This is a genomic window from Agrobacterium sp. 22-223-1 (genome assembly GCF_053522385.1).
This window is the reverse complement of the sequence record NZ_JBNWCN010000001.1, coordinates 910,461-932,962: the sequence shown is the minus strand read 5'-3', so window position 1 is coordinate 932,962 and position 22,502 is coordinate 910,461. Positions and strand designations below refer to the sequence as shown.

At 62.9% G+C, this 22,502-nt stretch carries 27 protein-coding genes; 6 read left to right on the top strand and 21 right to left on the bottom strand.

Translation table 11 applies throughout. The features are described 5' to 3' along the window. Positions 1 to 4: 4 nt before the first annotated feature. From ACQZ60_RS04655 to ACQZ60_RS04645, 3 genes are read right to left on the bottom strand one after another with little or no spacing between them, the layout of a single operon-like run. Positions 5 to 214 carry a rcc01693 family protein gene (locus ACQZ60_RS04655; RefSeq protein WP_020808629.1) on the bottom strand — a complete coding sequence of 70 codons (210 nt, stop codon included), beginning with the start codon at positions 212 to 214 and terminating at the stop codon, positions 5 to 7. Beyond that, positions 211 to 570, bottom strand: a complete 360-nt coding sequence (locus ACQZ60_RS04650) for a gene transfer agent family protein (RefSeq protein ID WP_020808628.1) — start codon at positions 568 to 570, stop codon at positions 211 to 213. Before ACQZ60_RS04650 ends, ACQZ60_RS04655 begins: the two co-directional genes overlap by 4 nt. Beyond that, a complete protein-coding gene (locus ACQZ60_RS04645) occupies positions 570 to 977 on the bottom strand; it encodes a phage major tail protein, TP901-1 family (protein ID WP_003521219.1) in 408 nt (135 codons plus the stop codon). Before ACQZ60_RS04645 ends, ACQZ60_RS04650 begins: the two co-directional genes overlap by 1 nt. 90 nt (positions 978 to 1,067) lie before the next feature. Here ACQZ60_RS04645 and ACQZ60_RS04640 point away from each other — a divergent pair, with 90 nt between their 5' ends. Beyond that, on the top strand, positions 1,068 to 2,294 hold the full coding sequence (locus ACQZ60_RS04640) for an MFS transporter (RefSeq protein WP_448734827.1): 1,227 nt from the start codon (positions 1,068 to 1,070) through the stop codon (positions 2,292 to 2,294). Here the strand turns inward: ACQZ60_RS04640 and ACQZ60_RS04635 are convergent. The 11 genes from ACQZ60_RS04635 to ACQZ60_RS04585 all read right to left on the bottom strand — a co-directional run bounded on the left by ACQZ60_RS04635 (position 2,275) and on the right by ACQZ60_RS04585 (position 10,974). Next, positions 2,275 to 2,670 (bottom strand): DUF3168 domain-containing protein, encoded by a 396-nt coding sequence (locus ACQZ60_RS04635; RefSeq protein ID WP_078054262.1) that lies wholly within the window; start codon positions 2,668 to 2,670, stop codon positions 2,275 to 2,277. The genes ACQZ60_RS04640 and ACQZ60_RS04635 overlap by 20 nt on opposite strands. Then, positions 2,667 to 3,002 carry a phage head closure protein gene (locus ACQZ60_RS04630; RefSeq protein WP_220318831.1) on the bottom strand — a complete coding sequence of 112 codons (336 nt, stop codon included), beginning with the start codon at positions 3,000 to 3,002 and terminating at the stop codon, positions 2,667 to 2,669. Before ACQZ60_RS04630 ends, ACQZ60_RS04635 begins: the two co-directional genes overlap by 4 nt. Before the next feature lie 3 nt (positions 3,003 to 3,005). After that, a complete protein-coding gene (locus ACQZ60_RS04625) occupies positions 3,006 to 3,575 on the bottom strand; it encodes a head-tail connector protein (RefSeq protein WP_448734826.1) in 570 nt (189 codons plus the stop codon). Positions 3,576 to 3,764: 189 nt separating this feature from the next. Then, complete coding sequence (locus tag ACQZ60_RS04620) at positions 3,765 to 5,033, bottom strand: phage major capsid protein (protein WP_448734825.1); 1,269 nt, start codon at positions 5,031 to 5,033, stop codon at positions 3,765 to 3,767. 30 nt (positions 5,034 to 5,063) lie between these two features. Continuing rightward, positions 5,064 to 5,636, bottom strand: coding sequence for an HK97 family phage prohead protease (locus ACQZ60_RS04615; RefSeq protein ID WP_020808623.1), 573 nt, complete (start codon positions 5,634 to 5,636; stop codon positions 5,064 to 5,066). A 28-nt stretch (positions 5,637 to 5,664) separates the two neighbouring features. After that, a complete protein-coding gene (locus ACQZ60_RS04610; RefSeq protein WP_003521211.1) occupies positions 5,665 to 5,985 on the bottom strand; it encodes a DUF6107 family protein in 321 nt (106 codons plus the stop codon). 195 nt (positions 5,986 to 6,180) lie between these two features. Next, positions 6,181 to 7,347 carry a phage portal protein gene (locus tag ACQZ60_RS04605; protein WP_003522331.1) on the bottom strand — a complete coding sequence of 389 codons (1,167 nt, stop codon included), beginning with the start codon at positions 7,345 to 7,347 and terminating at the stop codon, positions 6,181 to 6,183. Positions 7,348 to 7,615: 268 nt separating this feature from the next. Further along, positions 7,616 to 7,924 carry a Dabb family protein gene (locus ACQZ60_RS04600; RefSeq protein WP_003522330.1) on the bottom strand — a complete coding sequence of 103 codons (309 nt, stop codon included), beginning with the start codon at positions 7,922 to 7,924 and terminating at the stop codon, positions 7,616 to 7,618. 58 nt (positions 7,925 to 7,982) lie between these two features. Beyond that, a complete protein-coding gene (locus tag ACQZ60_RS04595) occupies positions 7,983 to 8,621 on the bottom strand; it encodes a hypothetical protein (protein WP_020808621.1) in 639 nt (212 codons plus the stop codon). Positions 8,622 to 9,190: 569 nt separating this feature from the next. Further along, positions 9,191 to 10,450 carry a DNA-packaging protein gene (locus tag ACQZ60_RS04590; protein WP_448734824.1) on the bottom strand — a complete coding sequence of 420 codons (1,260 nt, stop codon included), beginning with the start codon at positions 10,448 to 10,450 and terminating at the stop codon, positions 9,191 to 9,193. After that, positions 10,447 to 10,974 (bottom strand): hypothetical protein, encoded by a 528-nt coding sequence (locus ACQZ60_RS04585; RefSeq protein WP_448734823.1) that lies wholly within the window; start codon positions 10,972 to 10,974, stop codon positions 10,447 to 10,449. Before ACQZ60_RS04585 ends, ACQZ60_RS04590 begins: the two co-directional genes overlap by 4 nt. A gap of 429 nt (positions 10,975 to 11,403) precedes the next feature. Between ACQZ60_RS04585 and ACQZ60_RS04580 the strand changes: the two genes are divergently transcribed. Beyond that, positions 11,404 to 13,044, top strand: coding sequence for an alpha/beta hydrolase (locus ACQZ60_RS04580; protein WP_448735315.1), 1,641 nt, complete (start codon positions 11,404 to 11,406; stop codon positions 13,042 to 13,044). 23 nt (positions 13,045 to 13,067) lie between these two features. Here ACQZ60_RS04580 and ACQZ60_RS04575 read toward each other — a convergent pair whose 3' ends face one another. Then, positions 13,068 to 13,907, bottom strand: a complete 840-nt coding sequence (locus ACQZ60_RS04575; protein ID WP_448734822.1) for an SDR family oxidoreductase — start codon at positions 13,905 to 13,907, stop codon at positions 13,068 to 13,070. Positions 13,908 to 14,049: 142 nt separating this feature from the next. Between ACQZ60_RS04575 and ACQZ60_RS04570 the strand changes: the two genes are divergently transcribed. Further along, positions 14,050 to 14,418, top strand: coding sequence for a winged helix-turn-helix transcriptional regulator (locus ACQZ60_RS04570; protein ID WP_003509204.1), 369 nt, complete (start codon positions 14,050 to 14,052; stop codon positions 14,416 to 14,418). Positions 14,419 to 14,617: 199 nt separating this feature from the next. Here ACQZ60_RS04570 and ACQZ60_RS04565 read toward each other — a convergent pair whose 3' ends face one another. Further along, the gene (locus tag ACQZ60_RS04565; protein ID WP_003522324.1) at positions 14,618 to 15,049 is read right to left on the bottom strand and encodes an Lrp/AsnC family transcriptional regulator; all 432 of its coding nucleotides are present in this window, start codon (positions 15,047 to 15,049) and stop codon (positions 14,618 to 14,620) included. A 144-nt stretch (positions 15,050 to 15,193) separates the two neighbouring features. On the opposite strand from ACQZ60_RS04565, the gene ACQZ60_RS04560 reads away from it, so the two are divergent. Next, entirely contained in the window at positions 15,194 to 16,294 is a 1,101-nt protein-coding gene (locus ACQZ60_RS04560) for a saccharopine dehydrogenase family protein (protein ID WP_425647641.1), read from the top strand. Positions 16,295 to 16,449: 155 nt separating this feature from the next. Here the strand turns inward: ACQZ60_RS04560 and ACQZ60_RS04555 are convergent, their stop codons facing one another. Continuing rightward, positions 16,450 to 17,910, bottom strand: a complete 1,461-nt coding sequence (locus ACQZ60_RS04555; protein WP_448735314.1) for a protein adenylyltransferase SelO — start codon at positions 17,908 to 17,910, stop codon at positions 16,450 to 16,452. A gap of 167 nt (positions 17,911 to 18,077) precedes the next feature. On the opposite strand from ACQZ60_RS04555, the gene ACQZ60_RS04550 reads away from it, so the two are divergent. Together ACQZ60_RS04550 and ACQZ60_RS04545 are read left to right on the top strand one after the other, a co-directional pair. Then, positions 18,078 to 19,793, top strand: a complete 1,716-nt coding sequence (locus ACQZ60_RS04550) for a glycoside hydrolase family 32 protein (protein WP_448734821.1) — start codon at positions 18,078 to 18,080, stop codon at positions 19,791 to 19,793. A 68-nt stretch (positions 19,794 to 19,861) separates the two neighbouring features. Beyond that, positions 19,862 to 20,035, top strand: coding sequence for a hypothetical protein (locus tag ACQZ60_RS04545; RefSeq protein ID WP_080707308.1), 174 nt, complete (start codon positions 19,862 to 19,864; stop codon positions 20,033 to 20,035). Here the strand turns inward: ACQZ60_RS04545 and ACQZ60_RS04540 are convergent. The 4 genes from ACQZ60_RS04540 to ACQZ60_RS04525 form a co-directional block, all read right to left on the bottom strand. Further along, entirely contained in the window at positions 20,026 to 21,435 is a 1,410-nt protein-coding gene (locus ACQZ60_RS04540; RefSeq protein ID WP_196248059.1) for an MFS transporter, read from the bottom strand. The genes ACQZ60_RS04545 and ACQZ60_RS04540 overlap by 10 nt on opposite strands. A 165-nt stretch (positions 21,436 to 21,600) precedes the next feature. Next, positions 21,601 to 21,966, bottom strand: a complete 366-nt coding sequence (locus tag ACQZ60_RS04535; RefSeq protein ID WP_035262856.1) for a hypothetical protein — start codon at positions 21,964 to 21,966, stop codon at positions 21,601 to 21,603. Continuing rightward, entirely contained in the window at positions 21,956 to 22,225 is a 270-nt protein-coding gene (locus ACQZ60_RS04530) for a ribbon-helix-helix domain-containing protein (RefSeq protein ID WP_035262853.1), read from the bottom strand. The genes ACQZ60_RS04535 and ACQZ60_RS04530 overlap by 11 nt, the downstream gene beginning before the upstream one ends. Before the next feature lie 76 nt (positions 22,226 to 22,301). Then, a complete protein-coding gene (locus tag ACQZ60_RS04525) occupies positions 22,302 to 22,502 on the bottom strand; it encodes a heavy-metal-associated domain-containing protein (RefSeq protein ID WP_003522315.1) in 201 nt (66 codons plus the stop codon).

Sequence of the window (22,502 nt, the reverse complement as noted above, 5' to 3'; positions counted from 1 at the left end):
GCCGTTACCTGTCTGGAAACCGCCGCATCATCGCCTCCATCGCCTGACGGTCGGGGCCGAGGAGAACGGCGTTGCCGCCCGTCATCGCGAAGAATTCCCGCGGGGTCAGCCGCCAGAAGGTTTCTGAGGAGAGCCGCAGCAGGCAGAAGCCGGCATGGATCGCCGCCTCCCAGGGGAACGGGCGCGGCGTCGCCTCGCCTGCTGCGGCGCTCAAGGGTCCGGCGGCGTCTCGCCTTTCAGGCCGCCGAAGGTGGCGGTCAAAAGATCGGCGACAATGGCGGCATGGCCGGCCATGCCGCCTTCCACCGTGGCAGCGGCCACATCCTCGTCGGAAAAGACATTGCCCGCGCCGCGCAGGCCCGCGCCGATCACCCTTATCATGTCGACCGCCTTCATGCGGCCGCTCGCGAAACGTTCGGCGAGCGCGGTGAGGTCGTCGGCTGCAAAGGCGGTTTCGAGTTCGGCCAAGGCCCCGAGCGTCAGGCAGAGAACGCGCCTTTCGCCGTCGATCAGCGCCTCGATCTCGCCGCGATGGCGGTTCGCCCGCCCGTAACGCAAACGCTCAGCCATCACAGCGCTCCGAATGTGAGAAGACCGGCCGATTCCAACGCGATCTCGAATTGCACCTCGCCATCGTGACGGCCGGAATATTCGAGCGCCACGATCTGGAACGGCCCGGTAACGATGCCGAAACCGGGAATGACGATCTGCCAGCCGGGAATGCTGCCCGCAAAAAATGCGCCGCGCACCAGCGCATCGCTCGCCTGATCCTTGAAGATGCCGGAGGCCGTGAGCGATGCCCGCTGCACGCCGGCGCCGGCAAGAAGCTCCCGCCAGCGCCCCGCACTTTCGGCATCCGTCACATCGACGGCCTGCGCATTGAAGGCCAGCCGCTTTGTCCTCAACCCCGCGACGGTTGCGTAGGAACCGGCATTGTCGATCTTCAGCAGCAGGTCCTTGCCCTTCTGAGCCACCATGTTGTTTCCTTTCGTCTCGATTGCTGTTGCGGGGTCGCGACGGGCCTGCTACCAAAAGCGTTCCTGCACCTCGCACCCCGCGATCTCACCATGTCCGACGCTGCCCCCCTGACGTCTCGCGCGCGCCTTATCGGCGTGCTTGCGGTCGGGCAGATCGTGAGCTGGGGCAGCGGTTTCGATATGCTGGCCGTCCTCGGGCCACGGATCGGCAAGGAACTGGCCATCACCAATGGCGTGGTTTTCGCCGGCCTCACGATCATGATGACCATCAGCGCCCTGTGCGGCCCGCTGCTTGGAAGAATGCTGATGCGCCACGGCGCGACGCCCGTGCTGGCGGCCGGTTCGGTATTCTTCGCGGCCGGCTTTGCCGTGCTCGCCTTTGCGGGCGGGGCGATGAGCTATCTCTTCGGCTGGGCCGTGATGGGTTTTGCCGCCACCTGCGGCCTGACGACGGCGGCCCATGCGGCCGTGGTGGAACGCGTGGGCGCGGAAAGCGGCCGGCTTTTGACGCTGCTGATGCTGTTCACCGGGCTTTCGGCGGCGGTTTTCCTGCCGGTCACCACCATTGCCGATCAGCATCTCGGCTGGCGCGGCACGCTTGCCGCCTATGCCTGTCTGCAAATCTTCATCCTGCTGCCGCTCTATCTTTTCGTGCTTCCCGGCCGGCCGGCCCGAAAAGAGGCAAAGCCGAAAGAAGAGACGGCCATGTCGCCCTCACCGGTCGATACGCGGCGCGCCTTCGTGCTGCTGGCCGCCATGACGACGATCAGCGCGTTTACGACCTTCGGCCTGTCACCGCTCCTGCCGCTGCTTCTGGTTCAGGCCGGCGCAACGCAATCGCTTGCGGTGCAACTGGCATCGGCACGCAGCGTCCTTGCGATTACGGCGCGCGGGCTGGATTTCCTGCTCGGGAAGCACGGAAACCCCTTCCTAACCGCCATGATCGGCTTCTGTCTGCTGCTCTTTTCCCTGCTGCTCCTGCTCATTTTTGCCCCGGCCATGCCCGCCTTCATCGGTTTCATCGTTTTCTTCGGCTTTGGCGCCGGCGTGCTCACCGTCAGCCGGGCCGTGTTGCCGCTCGCGGTATTTTCGCCGGAAGAATATGGGCTTCAGGCCGCACGCATCTCCCTGCCGCAGAACCTCGCCATTGCCGTGGCGCCGGTCATCTTCACCGTGGCGCTCGATCGCGGCGGCGTATCCGCCATGCTCACCATCGCCTCCGTGCTGATCGGCATTTCGTTTCTGCTGCTGATCGTTCTGTGGAAAACCGTGCGCAGGCAGGGTTCCCGAAACGGCGCTACTCCGTCACCGCCCTGAAGCGCATTTCCGCGATGAAATTCCGTGTCTTCGCCTCGCGCCGCGAGCGGCTGGAAAGAAGATGCAGATTGACAAGAGACACACCGGCAATCGGCAGCGCCGCATCGTCGAGCAGGATCTTCACCCGTTCGACGATTTCGCCGGCACCCCTTCGGCCATTGGCGTCGCTCCATATCTGCAGCGACAGGAAATGCTCCTCGGCTCTTTCCGTCGCCGTCGAATAGTCCCGGCTTTCGAGATCGTCGATAACGATGCACGGCAGAAGCGCGCGCGGCAGAAGCCGGTCGACGATGCCGCCGGGGACAAGCGCTGTCAGCGCCGCATCGCTGCCGAGCCTTGCGAAAATCGCCTGAAGAAATGCGTTGGCAGCGCTCATCGGCTTTCCTCCTCGCAGCGGCACACGATGAAGCGACGCGTCTCATCCGGGTCCATCACCGCCCGGATCGCCAGAATGCGGCGGCCCTTGCGAAAGCGCATGCCGGCGGCGATGTCGGCGCGGTAAGCCAGCCAGACGCGATGGGTAATCGTCACGCCCTCGGCTGAGGCCCGTTCATGCGATGCCTCCGAAACGGGTTCGATCGCAGCCCAGAGCGACCGCAGGAAATTCCAGCTTTCCGCAGCACCGCCCTGCCCGTCCGGCGTTTCGGTCCGCACGTCCAGTTCCAGCCGCGCCGTCAACTTGCCGGGATCGAGAAAAACAAGGTTCATCTCTCAAAGCTCCAGACGGCAGAAAGGCGCCACCAGCCGCTCGTAACCGGCGGGAATGGCGGCGGGCTGGTTTTCCGGGGCGACCGCGCCGCGAAAGGCGAACATCTGCGCCACATGCATCAGCATGGCGCGTTTCAGCGTGTCGGGCACATCGGTTCCCGCTTCGCCATAGCCGGCAATGAAATCGATCTCGATGCCGTTCATCGCCCGTCCGGGGGCAGGCGGATCGCGCAGCCACAGCCTTGCGGGACGCGCCGCGCCATCGAGCAATTTTTCGCCGGCGGTGATGTCCGCCGAGCGCCCCTCACCGTCAAAAACCAGTATAGTTTCGATGGCTTGCACCGGCGTCCTGCCAATCGCAATCACGCCGCTCTCAGGCCACCGGTCGAGGTAAAACCGCCAGGTCTGGCGGATGAGGCAAAGCCCGGTCGCACGTTCCAGATGCTCGCGGGCGGTGCGGATGAGCGCGGCAAGAAGCGCATCCTCATCGCCGCTATCGAGACGCAGATGCGCCTTCACCTCGGCAAGCGTCAACGGCTCCGCCTGCGGCGGATGAATGAGGGCATAGGTCATGGGGTCTCCGGAAGAAAGGTAGTCGCATTAGCGAGCGGGCACCGCCTGTTTCTTCTCCCCGAGGGGGAGAAGTCCGCGGCAACGGGATAAGGGGCAAGGGTAGATGTGTTCGGAGAGCTTGCCCCCTCATCTGCCCCTTCGGGGCATCTTCTCCCCGACGGGGAGAAGAAAGGGCCGCAAGGTCTGCGGTCAATTCACCCCAAATTTCACCAGTTTGATCGCCTCGAAATTCTGCACGCCGCCGCCCACGCGTTTGGTGGTGTAGAACAGCACGTAAGGTTTGGCCGAATAGGGATCGCGCAGGATGCGCACCCCGGTACGGTCGACGACGAGATAGCCGGCGCGGAAATCGCCAAAGGCGATGGCGAAACTGTTAGCCGCCACATTCGGCATGTCCTCCGCCTCCGTCACCGGAAAGCCCATCAGCGAGGCCGGCTGGCCGGCAGCGGCGGGCGGATGCCACAGATAGGCGCCGCTGGTATCCTTGAAGCGGCGCAGCGCCCCTTGCGTCTTGCGGTTCATCAGGAAGGTTCCGTTCTGACGGTGGCCGGCCTTCAGCGCATAAACGGCATCGAGCAGCACATCCATCGGCCCGGCGGAGGCGAAACCGGCCGAAACGCCGGTTGCGACATAACCGATATTGCCCCAGCTCCAGCCATCATTGGCGACGGCGGTATAGGAGAGGAAACCCTTGGGCTTACTCGCGCCATCGCCGGCGATGAAGGCGGCGGCCTCCTGTTCGGCAAAAGCGATATCCACTTCGGAGGCGATCCAGGCTTCGATATCGACTGCCGCATCATCCAGCAGGCCCTGTGTGGCCGCCGGCATGGCGTAAAGCTCCATGGTCGGGAAGGAAAGCTCGGCGAGCTGCGGCGTTGCCGTTTGCGGACGCGCCGCCGTTTCGGAAACCCAGCCGGTCGTCATGCCGCCGGGCGAGAAGGGCTTCTTCAGCACGGCGGCGGAAACCTGCCGCACGGTCGCCAGCGCACGGATCGGCGAAATCGCCGTCATGCGCCGGCCGATCTCGCCATCCGTCTCGTTCGGCAGCAGAAAACCGCCATCGGCCCCGGTCGAACCGGCAAAGGCCTTGGCCTCCAGATCGCGCAACGCGCCCTCCTCGCCGCGACGGATATAGGCCTCGAAAGCGGCCTTGTGCTCTTCGGCATCGTGGGAAAGCGCATCCTTGCGGCCAAGCGCGGGACGCGCTTTCTTGAGCGCCAGATCGTCCATGATCCGGCGGTTGTCGTCGAGCGCCCTGTCGATGCGGTCGAGCTTGTCGCGGGTCACGACATCCGCGCCCATCTTGCGCTCGATATCGGCAAGCCGCTGGTCGTTGGTCTCGCGAAAGGCCTCGAAGGCCTCCATGAACTCATCGAAGGCCGCCGTCACCGTATCGGGCACGGCCTTCACCTGCGGCGCGACGGTCATCGGGGCCGGTTTCGTCATCTGGTCTGTCATGTCGTTTCCTTGTTGGTGATTGTCCGGAAGTCAGCGTTTGGGTGTCGTGTCGAACAGCGCGCGGGCGGCGCGGCGCATGGTGCGCACCAGCTCGGTCTCGCGGTCGCGGAAGAAGCGGGCATGCTTGACGTCGGAAACGCGCGCCGAGGGCAGCATAGGGAAGGTCACGACCGAGATTTCCCAGAGGTCGGCTTCCAGGATGCGTCGGACGCCGTGGCTCGCCGCCTTGCCGGAACGCACCGTTCGGAATCCGATGGACAGCCCGTCCAGCGCCCCGGTCTTCATCAGCGAATGCACCTCGCGGGAGCGGGCGACGCCGGGGGCGAGAACGCCCTCGACATAAAGGCCGCGCTCGTCCTCGCGGATGGTGCGCCAGGCGCCGATGGGCTCGGCCGGATCGTGCTGGTAGAGCATGCGGATGCCGGCTGCTCCCCGCTCCTCGATGGAGCGGCGGAAAGCGCCGCGCTCGATGACATCCTGACCGAGATCGACCTCGCCGAAAACGCTGGCATAACCGGAAAAGGTGCCGTCGCTGGCAATGCCGCGCAGTTCCAGATTGGCGAATTTGCGCGTGGCGGGACGCGGCCCGCGATAAACGTGCATGGAAAACTCCTGCGATGTGAAGGAAGTGTCAGGCGCGCGGGCGCGCACCGTAACGGTCGGCGATGCGCACCAGCACGCCCAGCCCCCACCACGCGCCCATGCTGGCGGCGGCGGAACCCGCCACCATGATTTCCCGGCCCGAAAGCGCGCCGGCGATATCGAGCTGCTGCACGATCCACAGGCCAATAGGCCCGCCGAAGATCATGCCGCAGGAAACGCCGGTGATGAAACGGCTCGCGGCCTCGCGTCTGCTTTTCGGCAGGAGATAAACGAGCGACACACCCGCGCCCGCGACGGCGCCGGTGATGCGGGCGGCCCAGATGCCGGCCTCATTGGCGAATTCAGACATGGGTAATCATTCCGTTCTAGGATGTGGTTATCGGGCGGACGCGCCGCGTCGCACGCAGGCGCTTTTTGCGCGCCTGCGCCGGGTGATTTTGCGAATCTTCGGAATCGCTTGGACGGAAGACCTCACAGGGAGATTCCGCTTCTTCAGAAAATGATTGAACAGGAAACCGGGGTTCCGATCCCGCCGGGGCGGCGATCAATAACCGACGGCTTCGCGCTTTTCCTCGTCGCTCAGGAACGAGGCCGCGCCGATGCGTGCCCAGAGCGCATCCCGCTCGCCGGCAAGCCCGGCAATCCTGTCGAGATCAGGTTCGAGCCTCAGGCCAGAGCCGAAGACCGGAGAAAGCCAGCCGCAGAGCCTCGCCGCCGTGCGATAAACGAGCGGCAGGACGGTGAGACGATAAAAGGCGCGGTTCGCCTCCTGGTAATTGGCATAGGTATTGTCGCCGGGAATGCCGATCAGCATCGGCGGCACGCCGAGCGAAAGCGCGATATCGCGCGCCGCCCCGTTGCGGGCCTCGAGAAAATCCATGTCGCGCGGCGAAAGACCCATGGCCTTCCAGTCCAGCCCGCCTTCCAGCAGCAAAGGCCGGCCGGCATTCATCGCGCCCTGATAGCCTTCCTCCAACTCGCGCTTCAGCCGCTCATATTGTTCGGTGGAGAGATTGCCGCCCTCCTTCGGCTGGTAGACCAGCGCGCCGGATGGCCGGGCGGAATTGTCGAGCAGGCGCTTGTTCCACTGGCTTGCGGCATTGTGCAGATCGAGCGCGGCCCCTGCGGAGGCGAGCGGCGCAAAACCCGCCCGGTCATCCAGCGGATGGAAAAGTTTCAGATGCAGCAGCCCCAGCCCGTCGCGCTCGGCGGCGATGCGCCGGGAGGCGCGGCCCTCGGCGCGGTAATCATAGGCCACCGGCCAGCCATCCGGCCCTTCGACGATGCTGACCCTGTCTGGCCGCAGCAGATGCAGCTCGCGCAGCCGCCCGCCCACCGTCAGCGGCTCGATATAGGCATTTCCGGCGAGCATGAGGTGGCCATAAAGCGCCTCGAAGAAATCCGGCCCGCCCATATGGGCGCCCGGTTTTAAAAGCAGCGCCAGCAGCGGGTGATCGGCGAGCTCCTCTTCGCCATCATAAAGCAGCCAGCTGACGGAAGCCGAGGTCTCCGCCACCATGCGAGCGGCCCGGTGCGCGACCGGGTTTTTCATGAAGCCCTCGCGGGCAAGTGCGGCATAGGACCGGCCCGACCAGAAAGCCTGCCCGCCCTGCACGGCAACCGCCATGAAGCCATCGGCCATTTTCCGGCTTTCAGGCACGGCTCTGCCATCCGCTGGGCGCAGCCACGGCAGGGAAAAGGGAAATCGCATGGAGTTGTCCTTGTTTTGATGGCGCGCGGCGTCGAGTCCTGCGGCGTCGCCCGCGTGGGGTTTTCACCGACAGGGTAGACCCTGAAATTTCTGACGAGTCCTGAAAGCTCTCTTTCGTCATGCTCGGGCCTGTCCCGAGCATCTGCAACGTCTCGATTTTATTGGACGTGATCAGATCCTTGGGACAAGCCCAAGGATGACGTCGCGCGTGAGGCACCCTGTCCGCACAGCGGCAATATTTCGCGCCGACCTCGGTGAAACCTGACGTCTACCGGATCGGCGCTTTCACCGCCGTATCGCTGTCGAAATCGGCGGCGACGCGGGTTTCGCGCAGCGGCTTTACCGTGCGGGTCGAAAGATCATAAGCGGGGTCGGCCTTGTAAGCGGCGAGTGCCGCCTCGTTTTCGAACTCGCCATAGACGATGAAATCGACCGAATTGCCCCATTGGTCCTTCTTCACGTTCTCGCCGATTTCCAGCTTCAGCGAATGCGGTATCGCGGTGAGGCCGGAAAGCCCCCTGCGCACGGCGTCGCGGTTTTCCTCGGGAACGGTGAAAAAGACGATATGGCGGATCACGGTGTCACCTGTCATGCAGAATTCGGAGGCAGCCTTTTCGGCACCGGGTAACGGGTTATCATCTGGCCCGCCCGGGTTCAATCCGCGCCGCGACAAGCGCGTGATGAAATGCGCGCCCGTAACCGCCCACCAGCCGCGCCCGGTCGCTGCCATTGATGATGGCACGGGCGCCGTCCCAATCCTCACGCCTGTCGCTGAAGAAATCGGAGAGCCTGCGGCCGGTAAAACCGCCGCCCGCCATGCCGTGGATCAGGATCGCAGTGGCCACCTCCGCCTCCATGGCGCGCTCGGGCCGTTCCAGGAGATCGACGCCAGTCAGCGCCATCATGGCCTCGTAATTGCGCCGATGCGTCAACTGCACGAAGCCGCGCCCCAGCCAGCTCTTACCCTCCGTGTCCGGCCGCCAATAGGGCTTGCGCACCATCGGCAGCCTGCCCGCCGCAAAGGCGCGGTCGAGCCTTGCCATCGCCTCGGTATCGCTTGCCGCCAATGTCTCGCGCACCGGCTGCATTGTCGCCGCCGTCTCGTGAAAGGCCGTCGCCAGCATATAGGCGAGCCAGCGCGGATCGCCGCCCGGCATCGACTTTTCAAATCCTGCCAGCATCGTTTTCGTGCCGGCAAGCTGGGCCGCGCGCAGGCGACCGCCGAAAATGGAAATCCGCGCCGACGCGAAGAATCGCGCCTCGTCATAGGCCATGATGGCTCCTGAAAATGATGGGCGATACGACGCCCGGTTTTTCCACATGCAGGCCGCCGGAACTAAATCGATTTGAAAAAACCTTAATCGATTTTAATCCGCGCCCCGGGGTTTTGGGGTAAAAAATTCCTTGAATTCCGGAACCTTAGCGCGCTAATTCCATTCACCGCGCAATCCCGCAGCGTTAACCATTCAAGGAGGAATGCCACCATGACAGCGACAATCCCCCAGACCGTTTATGACCGTCTCGAAAACGAGTGGCGCCAGATGCGTGAAACCGGCTCCCAGCCGAAACCGGCGCAATCCCCGAAGAAATAATATCTACCAGACGCCCGATTTCGGGCGTTGACGGTGCCTCACTTTTCTTCTCCCCGCTGGGGAGAAGATGGCCCGAAGGGTCAGATGAGGGGGCAAGTTCTCCGCATATCTCTACTCTCTCAGCACATCTTGACCGTGGCCCCCTCATCCGGCGCTACGCGCCACCTTCTCCCCGCTCGGGGAGAAGAAACACGGGGCATCCGCTCAACCGGTAATTGGCTCTCCTTCGCGGGAGCCAATAATCAGCCAGCTCACATCCCCCGCACCTTCGGTTCACTCACCACCATTGTCGTCAGCGCCGTGATCGCCCAGACGAGCGCATCCAGCCTGTCCGGCGAGCGTCCCGACGAAAGACCATCCGGCCCGAAATCCGTCATCTGGTCTTCCAGCTTTTCAAACCGCGCGGCGTGGCGCACCCTGCCCTGCTCGTAGAGTGCGGCGACCGGCTCGGCGCGGGTGAATTTGCCGCGGCTCGCCCGCACCAGCGTCAGCGGCAGGTTGGCGTCGATGCTCTGCAGCATGGCGCGCACCATCTCGCCGCCCTGATTGACCTCCGCCACCACCCGGTCAGCCTCGTGGCGGCGAAAGGCGGCGACCACGGCGCGGGTCCAGCCGGCCGGCGTTTCGCCTTCCACCGAGCAATCCGCCAGCACGTTAAGACGGCCGGACATGCCGAGCCCCGCCACGACGATGCCGCAGCAGGAATGTTCGCCGACGCCGGCGGGCGGGTCTACCGCCACCACGATCCGCGTGAGCGGCTCATGCGCCGCTTCGACGATCGCTTCCAGATCGGCGCGTTTCCACAGCGCGCCTTCGCGCTCGTCGATCAATTCACCGCCGATTTCCTGACGCCCCAGCCGGGTGCCGCCGTAACGGTCCTGCATGGCTTTGAGAAAACCGGGCGAGAGATTGCGCGCATTCATGGCTGTCGGCATCCGTGCCACCCGTGTCGTGGGATCGGCGAGAAGCGCCTTTAAAAGCGGAATGGGCCGCGGCGTGGTGGTCACCAGTTGCCGGGGCGTTTCACCCAGACGCAGGCCGAATTGCAGCATGTCCCAGGTTTCCTGCGGATATTTCCATTTGCCCAGCTCATCCGCCCAGGCCATGTGGAATTGCGGGCCGCGCAGGCTTTCCGGGTCTTCCGAAGAAAACACCTGCGCCATCGCGCCATTCGGCCAGAGGAGCCGCCGGCGCGACACCTCGAAGGCGGGGCGATGGCGGCGGGCGATGCGGCAGATGCCGGAAATGCCGTCGATCATCACCTCGCGGGCGTCGCCCAGCGTTTCGGCCACGAGCGCGATGCGCAAATCCGACTGCTTGCCAGCAGAGGCGATATGATGCACCCATTCCGCCCCGGCCCGCGTCTTGCCGGAACCGCGCCCGCCGATCAGCAGCCATGTCCGCCAGTCGCCCTCCGGCGGCTGCTGCGGCAGGTTGCCGATGAAACGCCAATCGCGCAGGAGGTTGAAGACCTGCGCCGGCAGATGGGGTTCGGTCGGCATATCCGTCATGTGTCGGCTTCTGCGGATGGGCTGCGGGCGGGATCGGCTTCCATCTTCGCGCGGCATTTCTGTTCAGCCAGTTCGTCGATGCGGTTGAGGAAATGCGTCACCGCCGCTTCATAGTCCCCGGCCTCGGTTTCGTCTTCGCTGAAAAGAGCTTCCCTCTCTTCCGCCAGCACCCGTTGCAGAGCGTCGATCCGCTCCAGCGTGCGGACGATCAGCGAAAGCTGGTCCGTCGCAGCCTTCACATCGGCACGCGCCAGCTTGCCCGAAGCGTCCTCCGCCGTCGCTAGAAAGGCCGCTTCGCTCACTTGGCGGAGATTGCGGTACAGGCAGAACTGCTCGCGCATCTCCTCCGTCAGTTCGTTCAGCAATTGCCGCAGGCTGCCGTTGCGCGCCGCATCTTCGGCGGCCAGCCTGTCGGCCCGAGACTTCGTCTCCGGTGCGACCTCCAGCGCGTCCTCAGCCGCATAGGCGGGCGTTTCCGGCCAGACGCCGTAGAGCGTCGGATCGCAATTGCTGGAGATTGTCATGGGATTGGCCTGCGAGAGAAAGATCAAATAAAGAGGAGCGTGGGAACAAGGCACATCTGCATGCACCTCACTCACCCTCATTCCTGTGCTTGTCACAGGAATCCAGTCGGCGCGCGTCTGCGCGACGGAGGGACTTTCTTTCAGCCCAAGGACTTGGGCTGGCTGGATTCCTGTGACAAGCACAGGAATGAGGTGGTGAAGAAAGCGCAACGGGCAATCCAAAGGAGAACCCATTGCCGTTCAGCCGCAAATCTCCGACCGTAGCCAAACACTATCAAACCACCGTCACGCTGTAAAGGATTATTTTCCTATATTTGTGATTTTTATCCTGCCCGCAGGATTTGCACCCTCGTCCGTCACATATTACACTCGGCACCAGGCGGTGAGCACAAGGGGCAAGTCAAGTTGGTGAAACAATGGGTTGAGCGGTTGTTTGCAGGTCTTTCGGCAACCGGCATCGTCTTCGGCACTATCCTGTTCTGCGCTTCGCTCACGCCCTCGCTCCTGCCTCGTACCTGGCTGATGCAGGGGGTGCTGTGCGGCTTTTCCTTCGCCATCGGTTATCTGATAGGTGTCGCTTTGCACGCCATCTGGGCCTATCTGGAGCTGCCCGAACCCTCGCGCCACAATGCGCGCGGCATTCGTTTTCTCATCGCGCTCGCCGCCGCCATCACGGCCATCGCGTTTTTATGGCAAGCGAAGGACTGGCAGAATTCCATCCGCGTTTTGATGGAGCTCGATCCGCTGCCCAGCGCCCACCCCACCAAGACCGGTGGCCTTGCGGTGCTGGTCGCCGCCATCCTCATCGGCGCCGGCCGGCTGTTTCAGCTTATCCGCCGGTTCTTTGCCGCGCGCAGCCGCCATTTCCTGCCGCGCCGCCTTGCCAATGTGCTCGGCATCGCGGTGGCAATCATCCTCTCCTGGATGCTGCTCAATGGGCTGATCTTCGATATCGGCCTCAGATTTGCCGATTCCTCGCTGAAGCAGGTGGATGCGCTGATCGAACCCGACGTGCCGCGCCCGTCAGACGCGCTCAAGACCGGCAGCAGCGCCTCGCTGATGACATGGGAATCGCTCGGCCGACGCGGGCGTGAATTCGTCGCCGAAGGTCCGGCGGCCACCGAGATATCCGCCTTCACCCATCGCCCGGCAAAGGAGCCGCTCAGGGTCTATGCGGGCCTCAACTCGGCTTCGACGCCGGAAGAAAGAGCGGCCTTGGCGCTGGAGGAACTGAAACGGGTCGGCGGTTTCGAGCGCAAGGTGCTTCTGGTGGTCATTCCCACCGGGACCGGCTGGATCGACCCGGAAGCGCTCGATACGGTCGAATATCTGCATGACGGCGATATCGCCAGCGTCGCCGTGCAATATTCCTATCTCTCGAGCTGGATCGCGCTGCTGACGGAGCCGGATTACGGTGTCGAGACGGCGCGCGCTTTGTTCGAGGCCGTCTATGGCTACTGGACCACGCTGCCGAAGGAAACGCGGCCGAAGCTTTACCTGCATGGCCTCAGCCTCGGTTCGCTCAACTCGCAGAAATCCTCGGATCTCTACGATGTGCTCTCCGACCCGTTCCAGGGTGCGTTGTGGAGCGGCCCGCCCTTTTCCAGCCCGACATGGCGCATGGCCACCAATGGCCGGGTGAAGGGCACGCCGGAATGGCTGCCGCGCTTCCGCGATTCCTCCGTCATCCGCTTCGCCAACCAATATACGACCGCGCATATGCCCGATGCGGCATGGGGGCCGATGCGGATCGTCTATCTGCAATATGCCAGCGACCCGATAACCTTCTTCGAGGCCGCCTCACTTTACCGGCGGCCGCAATGGATGGCGCATCATGGGCCTGACGTTTCCACATCCTTCCGCTGGTTCCCGGTCGTCACCCTGCTGCAGCTCGGTCTCGATGTCGCCGCCGCCACCACCGCGCCCATCGGTTATGGCCATGTCTATGCGCCGGAACATTATATCGATGCATGGACGGAAGTAACCGCGCCGCAGGGCTGGAACCCCGAGGAGATCCAGCGGCTGAAGATGTTCTTCAAGGCCCGCCGCGGCTCCACCGATCCGGCGTGAGCGCGGCAGGCTCGCTTTGAGCCTCAGCCCTTCAGCCGGTCCAGATTGTCGGCGATATAGGTCTCCAGTGAACGCGGCGCATGGGCGGTCAGCGTCTCGACATCGCCGGTCACCACCGCTGTCCAGCCTTCACGCACGGGATAAAAGATCGAAGCGAGGAACGAGGCGTAATCCTGCGGCACGCCCGCACCGGTGAGGATGCCGATGAAGACCTCATCCGAAACGGCAGCGTAGGACACCGGCTTGCCGATCGCCTGCGATATCAGCGCGGCCGCTTCGCCGTAACCTAGGGCTTTCGGACCCGTCAGGTTGAAAGCCTTGCCGTTAGAGGCGTCAGAAGTCAGTGCCGCGGCGGCGCTGTCGGCGATGTCGCGCACGTCGATGAAGCTCGACTTGCCCTCGCCTGCCGGCACGGCGATCTCTCCGTGGTCGACGCCGGCCTTCCAGTAGCTGTGGAAATTATCGGCAAACCAGTTGGGGCGCAGGATGACGTAAGGCGTGCCCGAAGCGATGATCTTCAGCTCGATCTGGCGATAGGGAATGGAATCGTCGGCATCGACGCCGAGGACGCTGAGGAACACGATCTTCACCTTGCGCCGCGCCGCCTCCTCGACCACAGGCGTCAGCGCGTCGATGGCATCCAGACGCCCGCCCGCCAGGATGAGGAACAGACGGTCAACACCATCGAAGGCATCCGCATAAGTCGATGCGTCGGTATAATCGAAACGCACGCCTTCCGCGCCGTCCGTGGCCTTGCCGCTGCGCGAGGCGGCCTTCACGCTTTCACCCCTGGAAAGGAGCGTTTTCACCAGCGGCGTGCCGATGGTGCCGGTAGAACCGATTACGAGTATCTTGCCTGTCATCTCAAATCTCCGTAGTATCTAATGGAAACCATGTTTCGAAAACACAGGTACTGCGGTTTCGAAATCATGAAAAGAGAGCACTTTTCGGTTATCTGGTTTCCTTGCGGAAACCGGCATGGCCCTGAAACGACGGAGCAAACCCATGGAACGTATCTATGACGTCTATGAAGACCGCTGCCCCACCCGCATGGTGCTGGACAGGATTGCCGACAAATGGGCGCTGCTGATCCTCGACCGGTTGCGGGTGGAAGCGGTGCGCTTCAACCTGCTGCGCCGGGAAATCAAGGGCATTTCGCAGAAGGTCCTGTCACAGACGCTCAAGAAGCTTGAGCGCGACGGGCTGATTTCCCGGCAGGTGTTCCCGACCGTGCCGGTGACGGTCGAATATTCGCTGACGCCGCTGGGGCGGACGCTGACCGACACGGTGGCGGCGCTTGCCCATTGGGCGGAGGGGAATATCGACGCGGTGATGGCGGCGCAGAGGGCTTATGATGAGCGGGCGGTGGTTTAGATCGAGGCGCGGCATACCCACGCGCCCCTCATTCCTGTGCTTGTCACAGGAATCCAGCCAGCCCAAGTCCTTGGGCTGAAAGGACTTTTCTCGCCGCGCAGACGCGCGTCGGCTGGATCCCTGTGACAAGCACAGGGATGAGGAGGAAGAGAGCGTCCAGAATAACAGTCAGCGCTGCGCCTGCCGCGGGGCCCACCCCCTACCTCGAAATCCGCGTCGATAGAATAATCGACGACAGCGTGCGCTCCACGCCGTCAAGTGCGCCGATCCTGTCGATCAACCGGTCGAGATCGAGGATCGAAGGCGCGGCCAGAATGGCGATGAGATCGAAGGTGCCGCTCACCGAATGCAGCGTCGTCACCTCCTTGATGGCGGCGAGCGCCGCCGTGACACCGGGCAGCGCCTTCGGCCCGATGGTAATCAGCACATGGGCGCGCACCAGCCCGGAAAGATAACTTTCCGAAAGCCTGAGGCCATAACCCGCGATCACCCCGTCCGCCTCCAGCCGCTCGATTCGGGCCTGTACCGTGGTGCGCGAAAGGCCGAGTTTGCGCGCCAGTTCCGCCACCGGCATGCGGGCATTTTCGGAAAGCAGGGCGAGCAGCGCCCGATCCTTGTCGGCAATCGTCATAGTGACCAATCCTGTCGTCTTATTGCTCAATATTAACCCGCTATCCGCACATAGTGAAGCTGCGAATCGTCAATAAAAACTGGCATTCTGTTCCTGAAGCGCATCTGCGCTGACACATTTGCATTCACTGCGGGGAACAAAAACATGAAAAACATTGTCGTCATCGGCGCGGGCAATATCGGGTCGGCCATCGCCTGGATGCTGGCCGCCACCGGCGATTATCGCATCACCGTCGCCGACCGTTCGGCCGATCAGCTGGCCAATGTGCCGGCGCATGAACGGGTCGATACCGAAATCGTCGACATCACCGACCGTCCCGCTCTGGAAGCACTGCTGAAAGGCAAATTCGCCGTGCTATCCGCCGCCCCCTTCCACCTGACGGCAGGCATCGCGGAGGCGGCCGTTACCGTCGGCACGCATTATCTCGATCTCACCGAGGACGTCGAATCCACCCGCAAGGTCAAGGCTTTGGCGGAAACGGCCGAGACGGCGCTCATTCCGCAATGCGGCCTCGCGCCCGGCTTCATCTCCATCGTCGCCGCAGATCTGGCCGCCAAGTTCGACAAGCTGGACAGCGTGCGCATGCGCGTCGGCGCGCTGCCGCAATATCCGTCCAATGCGCTCAACTACAACCTCACCTGGAGCACGGACGGGCTGATCAACGAATATATCGAGCCCTGCGAAGCGATCGTCGAAGGCCGCCTTACCGCCGTTCCGGCGCTGGAGGAACGCGAGGAATTTTCGCTCGACGGCGTCACCTATGAGGCCTTCAACACGTCAGGCGGGCTCGGCACGCTCTGCGCCACGCTGGAAGGCAAGGTCCGGACGATGAATTACCGCACCATCCGTTACCCCGGCCATGTGGCGATCATGAAGGCGCTTCTGAACGACCTCAACCTGCGCAATCGCCGCGATGTGCTGAAGGACCTGTTCGAAAACGCCCTGCCCGGCACCATGCAGGATGTGGTCATCGTCTTCGTCACCGTCTGCGGCACCCGCAACGGCCGTTTCTTGCAGGAAACCTATGCCAACAAGGTCTATGCCGGCCCGGTTTCCGGCCGGATGATGAGCGCCATCCAGATCACCACCGCCGCCGGCATCTGCACGGTTCTCGATCTGCTTGCCGAAGGCGCCCTGCCGCAGAAGGGCTTCGTGCGACAGGAGGAAGTGGCCCTGCCGAAGTTCCTCGAAAACCGGTTCGGCCACTATTATGGCGCGCATGAGCCGCTCGCGCGGGTTGGGTGAGAGAACATCTCCTCCCATTTCTCCGTCATACCGGCCTCGAGCCGGTATCCAGCCAGCCCAAGTCCTTGGGCTGAAAAGACTCCTCTCGCCGCGCAGACGCGCGGCGGCTGGATGCCGGATCAAGTCCGGCATGACGGCGAGGATTGACGAACCCGTTACGTCCCGCAAAACGTCCGAAACACCCGCTCATGGCTCATCGGCGGCTGCATATAGACGAAATTATCCGGCCGCTCCTCGAAAGGCGTGGCGATTGCTCTCAACATGGTGTGGAAGGGCTCAAAATCCCCCTCTTCCACCGCTGCCTCGATCAGTTCCTCGATCCGATGGTTGCGCGGGATGATGGCGGGATTGACGGAGAGCATCGCCGCTGATCGTTCGGAATCGGAAATCCCCTCGCGACCGGCTCTTTCCCGCCAGCGCGCCAGAAATTCGTCCGCCCCCGCAATATCGATGAACATGCCGCGAAACGGTTCGGCATCGCCATTGGCCGCATGGGAAAGACGCCGGAAGGTCAGCGTATAATCCGCTTCCGATGCCTGCATCAGCGCCAGAAGCGCCTGCACCAGATCGATGTCGCCCTCTTCCTCCACCGTCAGGCCAAGCTTTTCGCGCATGCCGGCAAGCCAGCGTTTGGGAAAGGCGGCGGCGAAATCGGCGAGAACGGCATTGGCGAGTTCGGCGGCTTTCTCCACCTGCGGATCGAGCAGCGGCAACAGGCATTCCGCCAGCCTTGCAATGTTCCATTGCGCGATGCCCGGCTGGTTGTTGAAGGCGTAACGGCCCTGCGCATCGATGGAGGAAAAGACCTTGTTGGGGTGATATTCGTCAAGGAAAGCGCAGGGGCCGAAATCGATGGTTTCGCCTGACACCGCCATATTATCGGTATTCATCACGCCATGGATGAAGCCCACCATCATCCAGCGGGCGATGAGGTCGCATTGCCGTTGCGCTATGCCTCGCAGCAGGGCGAGATAGGGATTGTCTGCCTGTTTTGCCTCGGGATAATGACGGTCAATCACATAGTCCGCGAGGTTCCTGATCGCCTCGTCATCCTCGCGCGCCGCGAAGAACTGGAACGTGCCGACACGGATATGGCTTGCCGCCACGCGGGTGAAAACACCGCCCGGCAGGCCGATTTCGCGCTGCACCCTTTCGCCGGAGAGGACAGCCGCCAGCGCCCGCGTGGCGGGAATGCCGAGCGCAAACATCGCCTCCGACACGATATATTCGCGCAGCACCGGGCCAAGGGCCGCGCGCCCGTCGCCCCTGCGCGAAAACGGTGTTGGGCCGGAGCCCTTCAGCTGGATATCGCGGCGCTTGCCATTCCTGTCGATCACCTCGCCGAGCAGAATGGCACGGCCATCGCCGAGCTGCGGCACGAAACCGCCGAACTGGTGGCCGGCATAGGCCATGGCCAGCGGCTCTGCTCCCTGCGGCACGACATTGCCGGAAAAGATCGCCGCCAGCCTTTCATCGTCAAGGCCGGCCACATCGAGAAGGAGTTCATCGGCCAGCCCACGATTAAAGGCGATAAGCCGCGGCGCCTTCACCGGCGTCGGCAGCACGGCGGCGCTGAACCGTTCCGGCAGGCGGGCATAGGAATTGTCGAATTTCATCACGGGTAAACTCCCTGCTTTGCTCCTATATGGGACTGGACGGCGACGGATGCGAGCTATAAATGCCGCGCTCCCCCATCGCCTCATTCAATTTTGCGCAATGAACTTTCCCACGCCATCATCGTTCCTATGCTTGACCCGCAGAATGCCGAAGGAAAGGAAAAGCAATGACCGTCGTTGAAGCCGCAGCCGAGCCGGAAAGCGCCATCCGCACCATTCATACCGATCTGCCCGTCAACGCCACCTTCCATGTCTGGCTGAAGGCGAAGAAAGATGCCGAGCCGGGTGCCGTCTCTTTTTCCAATCAGAATGGAAAATTCGCTGAGGTTTCAAGCGTCAACACGGAAGAGTTCGGTTTTCGAATCTATCAGGTTTTCGGCGGCGGCCATGTGGAGCTGAGTTACGACACGGTCACAACAGCCGTTTCCGTCATCTACTGGTTTACCGCATCGGATGTGCTGGAAACCGGCATTACCGTCGTCCATACCAAGCCGGACAATGCCGCACCGGAGCTTCCCGGCAGCTATCACTTCCGCCCGCCCTTCGGCTGGATGAACGACCCGAACGGTTTCGGCCGCTTCGAGGGGCGGCCGCACCTGTTCTATCAGCATTATTCGCACGGGCTGCGCTGGAACACCATGCATTGGGGTCATGCCGTCTCGTCGGATTATCTGCGCTGGCGGCACCTGCCGATCTTCCTTTTCCCTTCCGAAGATCTGACGACACGGCCCGACAAGCGCGGCGGCGCCTATTCCGGTTCCACCATTCCGCTGGTGGAAGGCACGGGCATCCGCGTCTTCTTCACCGAGCAGGTGCAGGACCGCATTCCCGAGCAGCAGATACAGCTCACCGCCACCTCCTCCGATCTCATCATGGCCGGGCAGGCCGAGGTCATTCTGGGTACTCGTCCGGACGGACAGGGGCTGACGCCGGATTTCCGTGACCCCTATGTTTTCCGCGGCCCCGATGGCCTTTGGAAAATGGTGCTCGGCAGCCAGAGCGATGGCGGCGGCGTCATCCTGCTCTACGAGACGCTCGACCCCACCGCCGCATCGGGCTGGACCTATGTGGGCAAGCTGTGGGTGGAAACGCGTTATAAAACCACAGCCATCGAATGCCCATGCCTGCTGCCGCTCGATGGACCTGCCAATGCCCGCTCCACACGCTGGGTGCTGGTCTATGGCCTGATGCATTCGGAAGACCCGGAGACCGGCCGCAAGAACCTCACCATGGCCGATGTCGGCTGGTTCGACGGCAAGGTCTTCACCAAGGAATCCGGGCAGGAACTGGATTTCGGCACCGACAATTACGCCTTCCAGGCCTTTCTGGATGGCGACAGCATCATCGGCATCGGCTGGCTGGCCAATTGGGCAGATGCCAATCCGGAGATCGATTTCCCCACCTCCATGACGTTGCCGCGCCGGATTCACTATGCAAACGGCGAGCTTCTGACCCCGCCCATCGGTGCGGCGGAAAGCCTGCGCAGCCATATTCTCGACCGCACGCGGCTGGCCGCTGGCGAACGCGTTACCTTCATCAACGGGGCGGTGGAAATATTGTTCGAGCTTGCCTCACCCGGCGCGCCCTTCGAACTGGTGCTCGATCATCCGGCGGTCAGGCTGGGCGTCGTTTCCGATGAAACGGGCCTGTGGATCCGCCACGAGGACGGGCGTGACGGCCCCTCGCCGCATTATGTCGCCAAGGGGGCGAAAGCATCCCGCATCCGCATCTTTCTCGATTACGGCTCCATTGAAGTCTTCGCCAATCGCGGCCGATATGTGGGCACCAAGCGCCTCGAAGGTTTCGAACCGGTGCGCTCGGCGCTGCTGAAGGCCGCCCCCGGCGCGGTGGTGCACGCCACCAGCTGGGCGCTGAAACCGTGAGGAACCTTTTGGCGGATTGGGCGGTTGATAGACCGAAACCGCCCAATCCACGGATAAGGAGAAACGGCATGACCAAAATCCGCGACACCAGCGATCCGATCCTGTTTCCGACCGAAGCCAATGAAAATAAGGCCGAGAAAAAACGCGCCGGCAAGGGCATCGTTATCATCATCGGCGCGATCGCGATCATGGCCTTCGTCGTTTACCTGGCGGCGATCACCATCGCCACCACTCAGTCCTGACGGCGGCGAAAAAGCCGCCGCTCACCCCGCAACCCGCTGGCGGTCATGATCGCCAGCAGCGATACGAGCACACCCAGCCCATAGAGGTAAACCATCGGCATCGTCACATCCGCCCGCTCGATCTGCCCTACCAGATCGGTGGCAGCGGCGACGGTGCCGCTGGCGCCCGCACCGGCGGCAGCACCCAGCGTCGCGACCGTCGGCAGCAGCGCGCCCGTCATCTTGCGTTCCTCTTCCGGCGCGGCCTCCATGGCGGCCTGGCTGATGCCGGCCCATGACATGCCGAAGGCGGAGCCGATCAGAATTTGCCCGACGAGCATTTCTCCCCAGTTACCGGTCGCAAGCCCGAGCCCCAGCAGCGCGCAGCCGGGCACCATCTGATAAGGACCGTAATGCAGGCAAATCTCCCGGAGGCGGGCAGAACGCAGGCTGCCGATCAGCATCGCCACGAAGCTCCAGGCAAGCGGCATCGTCACCACGATGAAACCGGCAAAGGTCGGTTCCTGCCGCCAGAGATTGATGGCGACATAAGCGAGATAGACGCTGCCCAGCGCATGGGCATAGGACATCAGGAACAGCACCCAGAAACCGCTGCCGAGTACCGTCTTCAGCCGGAAGGAATCCTTCGGGAAAAGACCGATTGAGGGCCGGATGCCCGCACGCAGCGAGGCCCACAGCAGCGCCGCTCCCGCCAGCAGGGAAAGGGCGCGCAGGCTCGCATCCTCGAAGGCGGAAGGCGCGGAAAACGCCAGGGCGCCGACAAGGCAAAGAGCCAACGGCACCAGCGGTTTGCGCGTCGCCGCCACCGGCCGCTCGGCGGAGACGGCAATGGCGGTATAGGCCAGAAGCAGCAGGATCAGCGGCGCCGACAGCAGGAAGGTGGCGCGCCAGGAAATGTGTTCGGTGGCGAAACCGCCGGTCAGCGGGCCGATGAAGGAGGCAACCGCCCAGATCGCCGCCTCGATGGCGAAGACCTTCGGCAGCAGGCCGGAGCGGAAGCCGGCGGGAATGAGGCTGTAGCACACGGCGACGATCAGCCCGTCCGCCAGCCCCTGCAAGGCGCGGCCGACGACGACCCACAAAAAGTCGCCGGCGATTGCCGAGAGGACCGAACCGAGCGAAAAGATCAGGCAGCACAGAAGCAGGACGGCGCGCGCACCGAAACGCTCGCGAAACAGGACGGCGGTGACGCCGCCCGCCACGGAACCGACGAAATAGAGACTATAGGCCCAGCTATAAAAGGCAGCGCCGCCGATTTCGTTGACGGCCACGGGCAAGGCCGTCACCACCGCGAACTGGTTGAAAGCGTGCAGGCCGATACCGGAAGAGATGACGGTCAGAAGCGAGAGATTCGCCCCGCTCAGCAATTCGCTCCAGCCGTTTTTCTCCGTCATTTCCATACTCGACAAAGCCGTATCCTTTCCATTTTTTCGGGTACGGCGGGCAAACTAGAACCTCAAGCGCCATTGAGGTCAAGACGGCTTTTTCACGCAATCCGGCCTGACGGAATTCAGCGGCAGCAGGAACCCCAATCCCTCGCGGGAAGGCAGAGCTTTCGATGAGATTTAGGGAAGACCCGGAGCGCGACGGGACACGAGGCGCGTGAGCATATGGCGTAGATGATCCTGCCCGCCGAAAAAGACCGCAAGAATACGCACGGTCTTTTCACCCTCATCGACATCGAAATAAAAGACAGCCTGATTTTTCGTTACCCGGCGAAGGTTGGGCAATATTTCGGGCAATAATGTCCCCTGAAAAGGCGCTTTGTGAAGCGCTTCCATATCCGCTTCAATTGACCCCACGCGTCGCGCAGCGCGCGCGAAAGCCCCCGGCAAGGCGTCGCCAAGGTCGAGATAGGACTGGATGAGATGGTCGAGAATGAGGCCGAGATCCTGATCCGTCTGTTTCGAGCGCAGGACCTTAAAGGCCATAACCGGCCTTCTTGGCTGCGATCATCGCTGCCGTTCTGTCTTTGCCGTCTTCCACGGACACGAAATCCCCCTGCCCGCGCTCGACCAGCAAATCGCGAAGCGCGGCAAGTTCGGCGTCCTTCAGTTCCGTTTCCTGCCGTAGCAGTTCCAGCCCACGCTGGACGACGGCACTGAGGCTGGCATAACGCCCTTCCTCCACCAGCCTGCGGGCGAAGCTGTCCTGTTGATCGGAGATGGAAACTGACGCCTTGACGGACATTGTGGTTATCCCTCGACAGGAAAGATGATGCTACTCAGTAGCACATCTTTCCTGCTCATTCCAGCAACGAGGTGCTTCAGCCCGCCCGTTCCGGCGAATAACCGGCGTCGCGGATCGCCGCTTCCGCGGTTGCGGCGTCGCCCGTCACGGTCAGCTTATGGGCATCGAGGTCGATGCTGACGGATGCGCCGGGAAGAGCCTCCGTGAGAGCGCCGCGCAGCGTCTTTTCGCAATGACCGCAGGTCATATCCGGAATGAGGAAGGTGGTTGCGCTCAT

Excerpts from the sequence above, each read along its gene's own strand:
- ACQZ60_RS04620 (WP_448734825.1), bottom strand. The coding sequence starts at position 5,033 with ATGACAGACCAGATGACGAAACCGGCCCCGATGACCGTCGCGCCGCAG.
- ACQZ60_RS04625 (WP_448734826.1), bottom strand. The coding sequence starts at position 3,575 with ATGACCTATGCCCTCATTCATCCGCCGCAGGCGGAGCCGTTGACGCTT.
- ACQZ60_RS04630 (WP_220318831.1), bottom strand. The coding sequence starts at position 3,002 with ATGAACCTTGTTTTTCTCGATCCCGGCAAGTTGACGGCGCGGCTGGAA.
- ACQZ60_RS04560 (WP_425647641.1), top strand. The coding sequence starts at position 15,194 with ATGAAAAACATTGTCGTCATCGGCGCGGGCAATATCGGGTCGGCCATC.
- ACQZ60_RS04585 (WP_448734823.1), bottom strand. The coding sequence starts at position 10,974 with ATGACAATCTCCAGCAATTGCGATCCGACGCTCTACGGCGTCTGGCCG.
- ACQZ60_RS04650 (WP_020808628.1), bottom strand. The coding sequence starts at position 570 with ATGGCTGAGCGTTTGCGTTACGGGCGGGCGAACCGCCATCGCGGCGAG.
- ACQZ60_RS04605 (WP_003522331.1), bottom strand. The coding sequence starts at position 7,347 with ATGCGATTTCCCTTTTCCCTGCCGTGGCTGCGCCCAGCGGATGGCAGA.
- ACQZ60_RS04565 (WP_003522324.1), bottom strand. The coding sequence starts at position 15,049 with ATGACGATTGCCGACAAGGATCGGGCGCTGCTCGCCCTGCTTTCCGAA.
- ACQZ60_RS04540 (WP_196248059.1), bottom strand. The coding sequence starts at position 21,435 with ATGGAAATGACGGAGAAAAACGGCTGGAGCGAATTGCTGAGCGGGGCG.
- ACQZ60_RS04635 (WP_078054262.1), bottom strand. The coding sequence starts at position 2,670 with ATGAGCGCTGCCAACGCATTTCTTCAGGCGATTTTCGCAAGGCTCGGC.
- ACQZ60_RS04640 (WP_448734827.1), top strand. The coding sequence starts at position 1,068 with ATGTCCGACGCTGCCCCCCTGACGTCTCGCGCGCGCCTTATCGGCGTG.
- ACQZ60_RS04525 (WP_003522315.1), bottom strand. The coding sequence starts at position 22,502 with ATGAGCGCAACCACCTTCCTCATTCCGGATATGACCTGCGGTCATTGC.
- ACQZ60_RS04550 (WP_448734821.1), top strand. The coding sequence starts at position 18,078 with ATGACCGTCGTTGAAGCCGCAGCCGAGCCGGAAAGCGCCATCCGCACC.
- ACQZ60_RS04615 (WP_020808623.1), bottom strand. The coding sequence starts at position 5,636 with ATGCACGTTTATCGCGGGCCGCGTCCCGCCACGCGCAAATTCGCCAAT.
- ACQZ60_RS04610 (WP_003521211.1), bottom strand. The coding sequence starts at position 5,985 with ATGTCTGAATTCGCCAATGAGGCCGGCATCTGGGCCGCCCGCATCACC.
- ACQZ60_RS04590 (WP_448734824.1), bottom strand. The coding sequence starts at position 10,450 with ATGACGGATATGCCGACCGAACCCCATCTGCCGGCGCAGGTCTTCAAC.
- ACQZ60_RS04555 (WP_448735314.1), bottom strand. The coding sequence starts at position 17,910 with ATGAAATTCGACAATTCCTATGCCCGCCTGCCGGAACGGTTCAGCGCC.
- ACQZ60_RS04530 (WP_035262853.1), bottom strand. The coding sequence starts at position 22,225 with ATGTCCGTCAAGGCGTCAGTTTCCATCTCCGATCAACAGGACAGCTTC.
- ACQZ60_RS04595 (WP_020808621.1), bottom strand. The coding sequence starts at position 8,621 with ATGGCCTATGACGAGGCGCGATTCTTCGCGTCGGCGCGGATTTCCATT.
- ACQZ60_RS04535 (WP_035262856.1), bottom strand. The coding sequence starts at position 21,966 with ATGGCCTTTAAGGTCCTGCGCTCGAAACAGACGGATCAGGATCTCGGC.
- ACQZ60_RS04545 (WP_080707308.1), top strand. The coding sequence starts at position 19,862 with ATGACCAAAATCCGCGACACCAGCGATCCGATCCTGTTTCCGACCGAA.
- ACQZ60_RS04575 (WP_448734822.1), bottom strand. The coding sequence starts at position 13,907 with ATGACAGGCAAGATACTCGTAATCGGTTCTACCGGCACCATCGGCACG.
- ACQZ60_RS04645 (WP_003521219.1), bottom strand. The coding sequence starts at position 977 with ATGGTGGCTCAGAAGGGCAAGGACCTGCTGCTGAAGATCGACAATGCC.
- ACQZ60_RS04570 (WP_003509204.1), top strand. The coding sequence starts at position 14,050 with ATGGAACGTATCTATGACGTCTATGAAGACCGCTGCCCCACCCGCATG.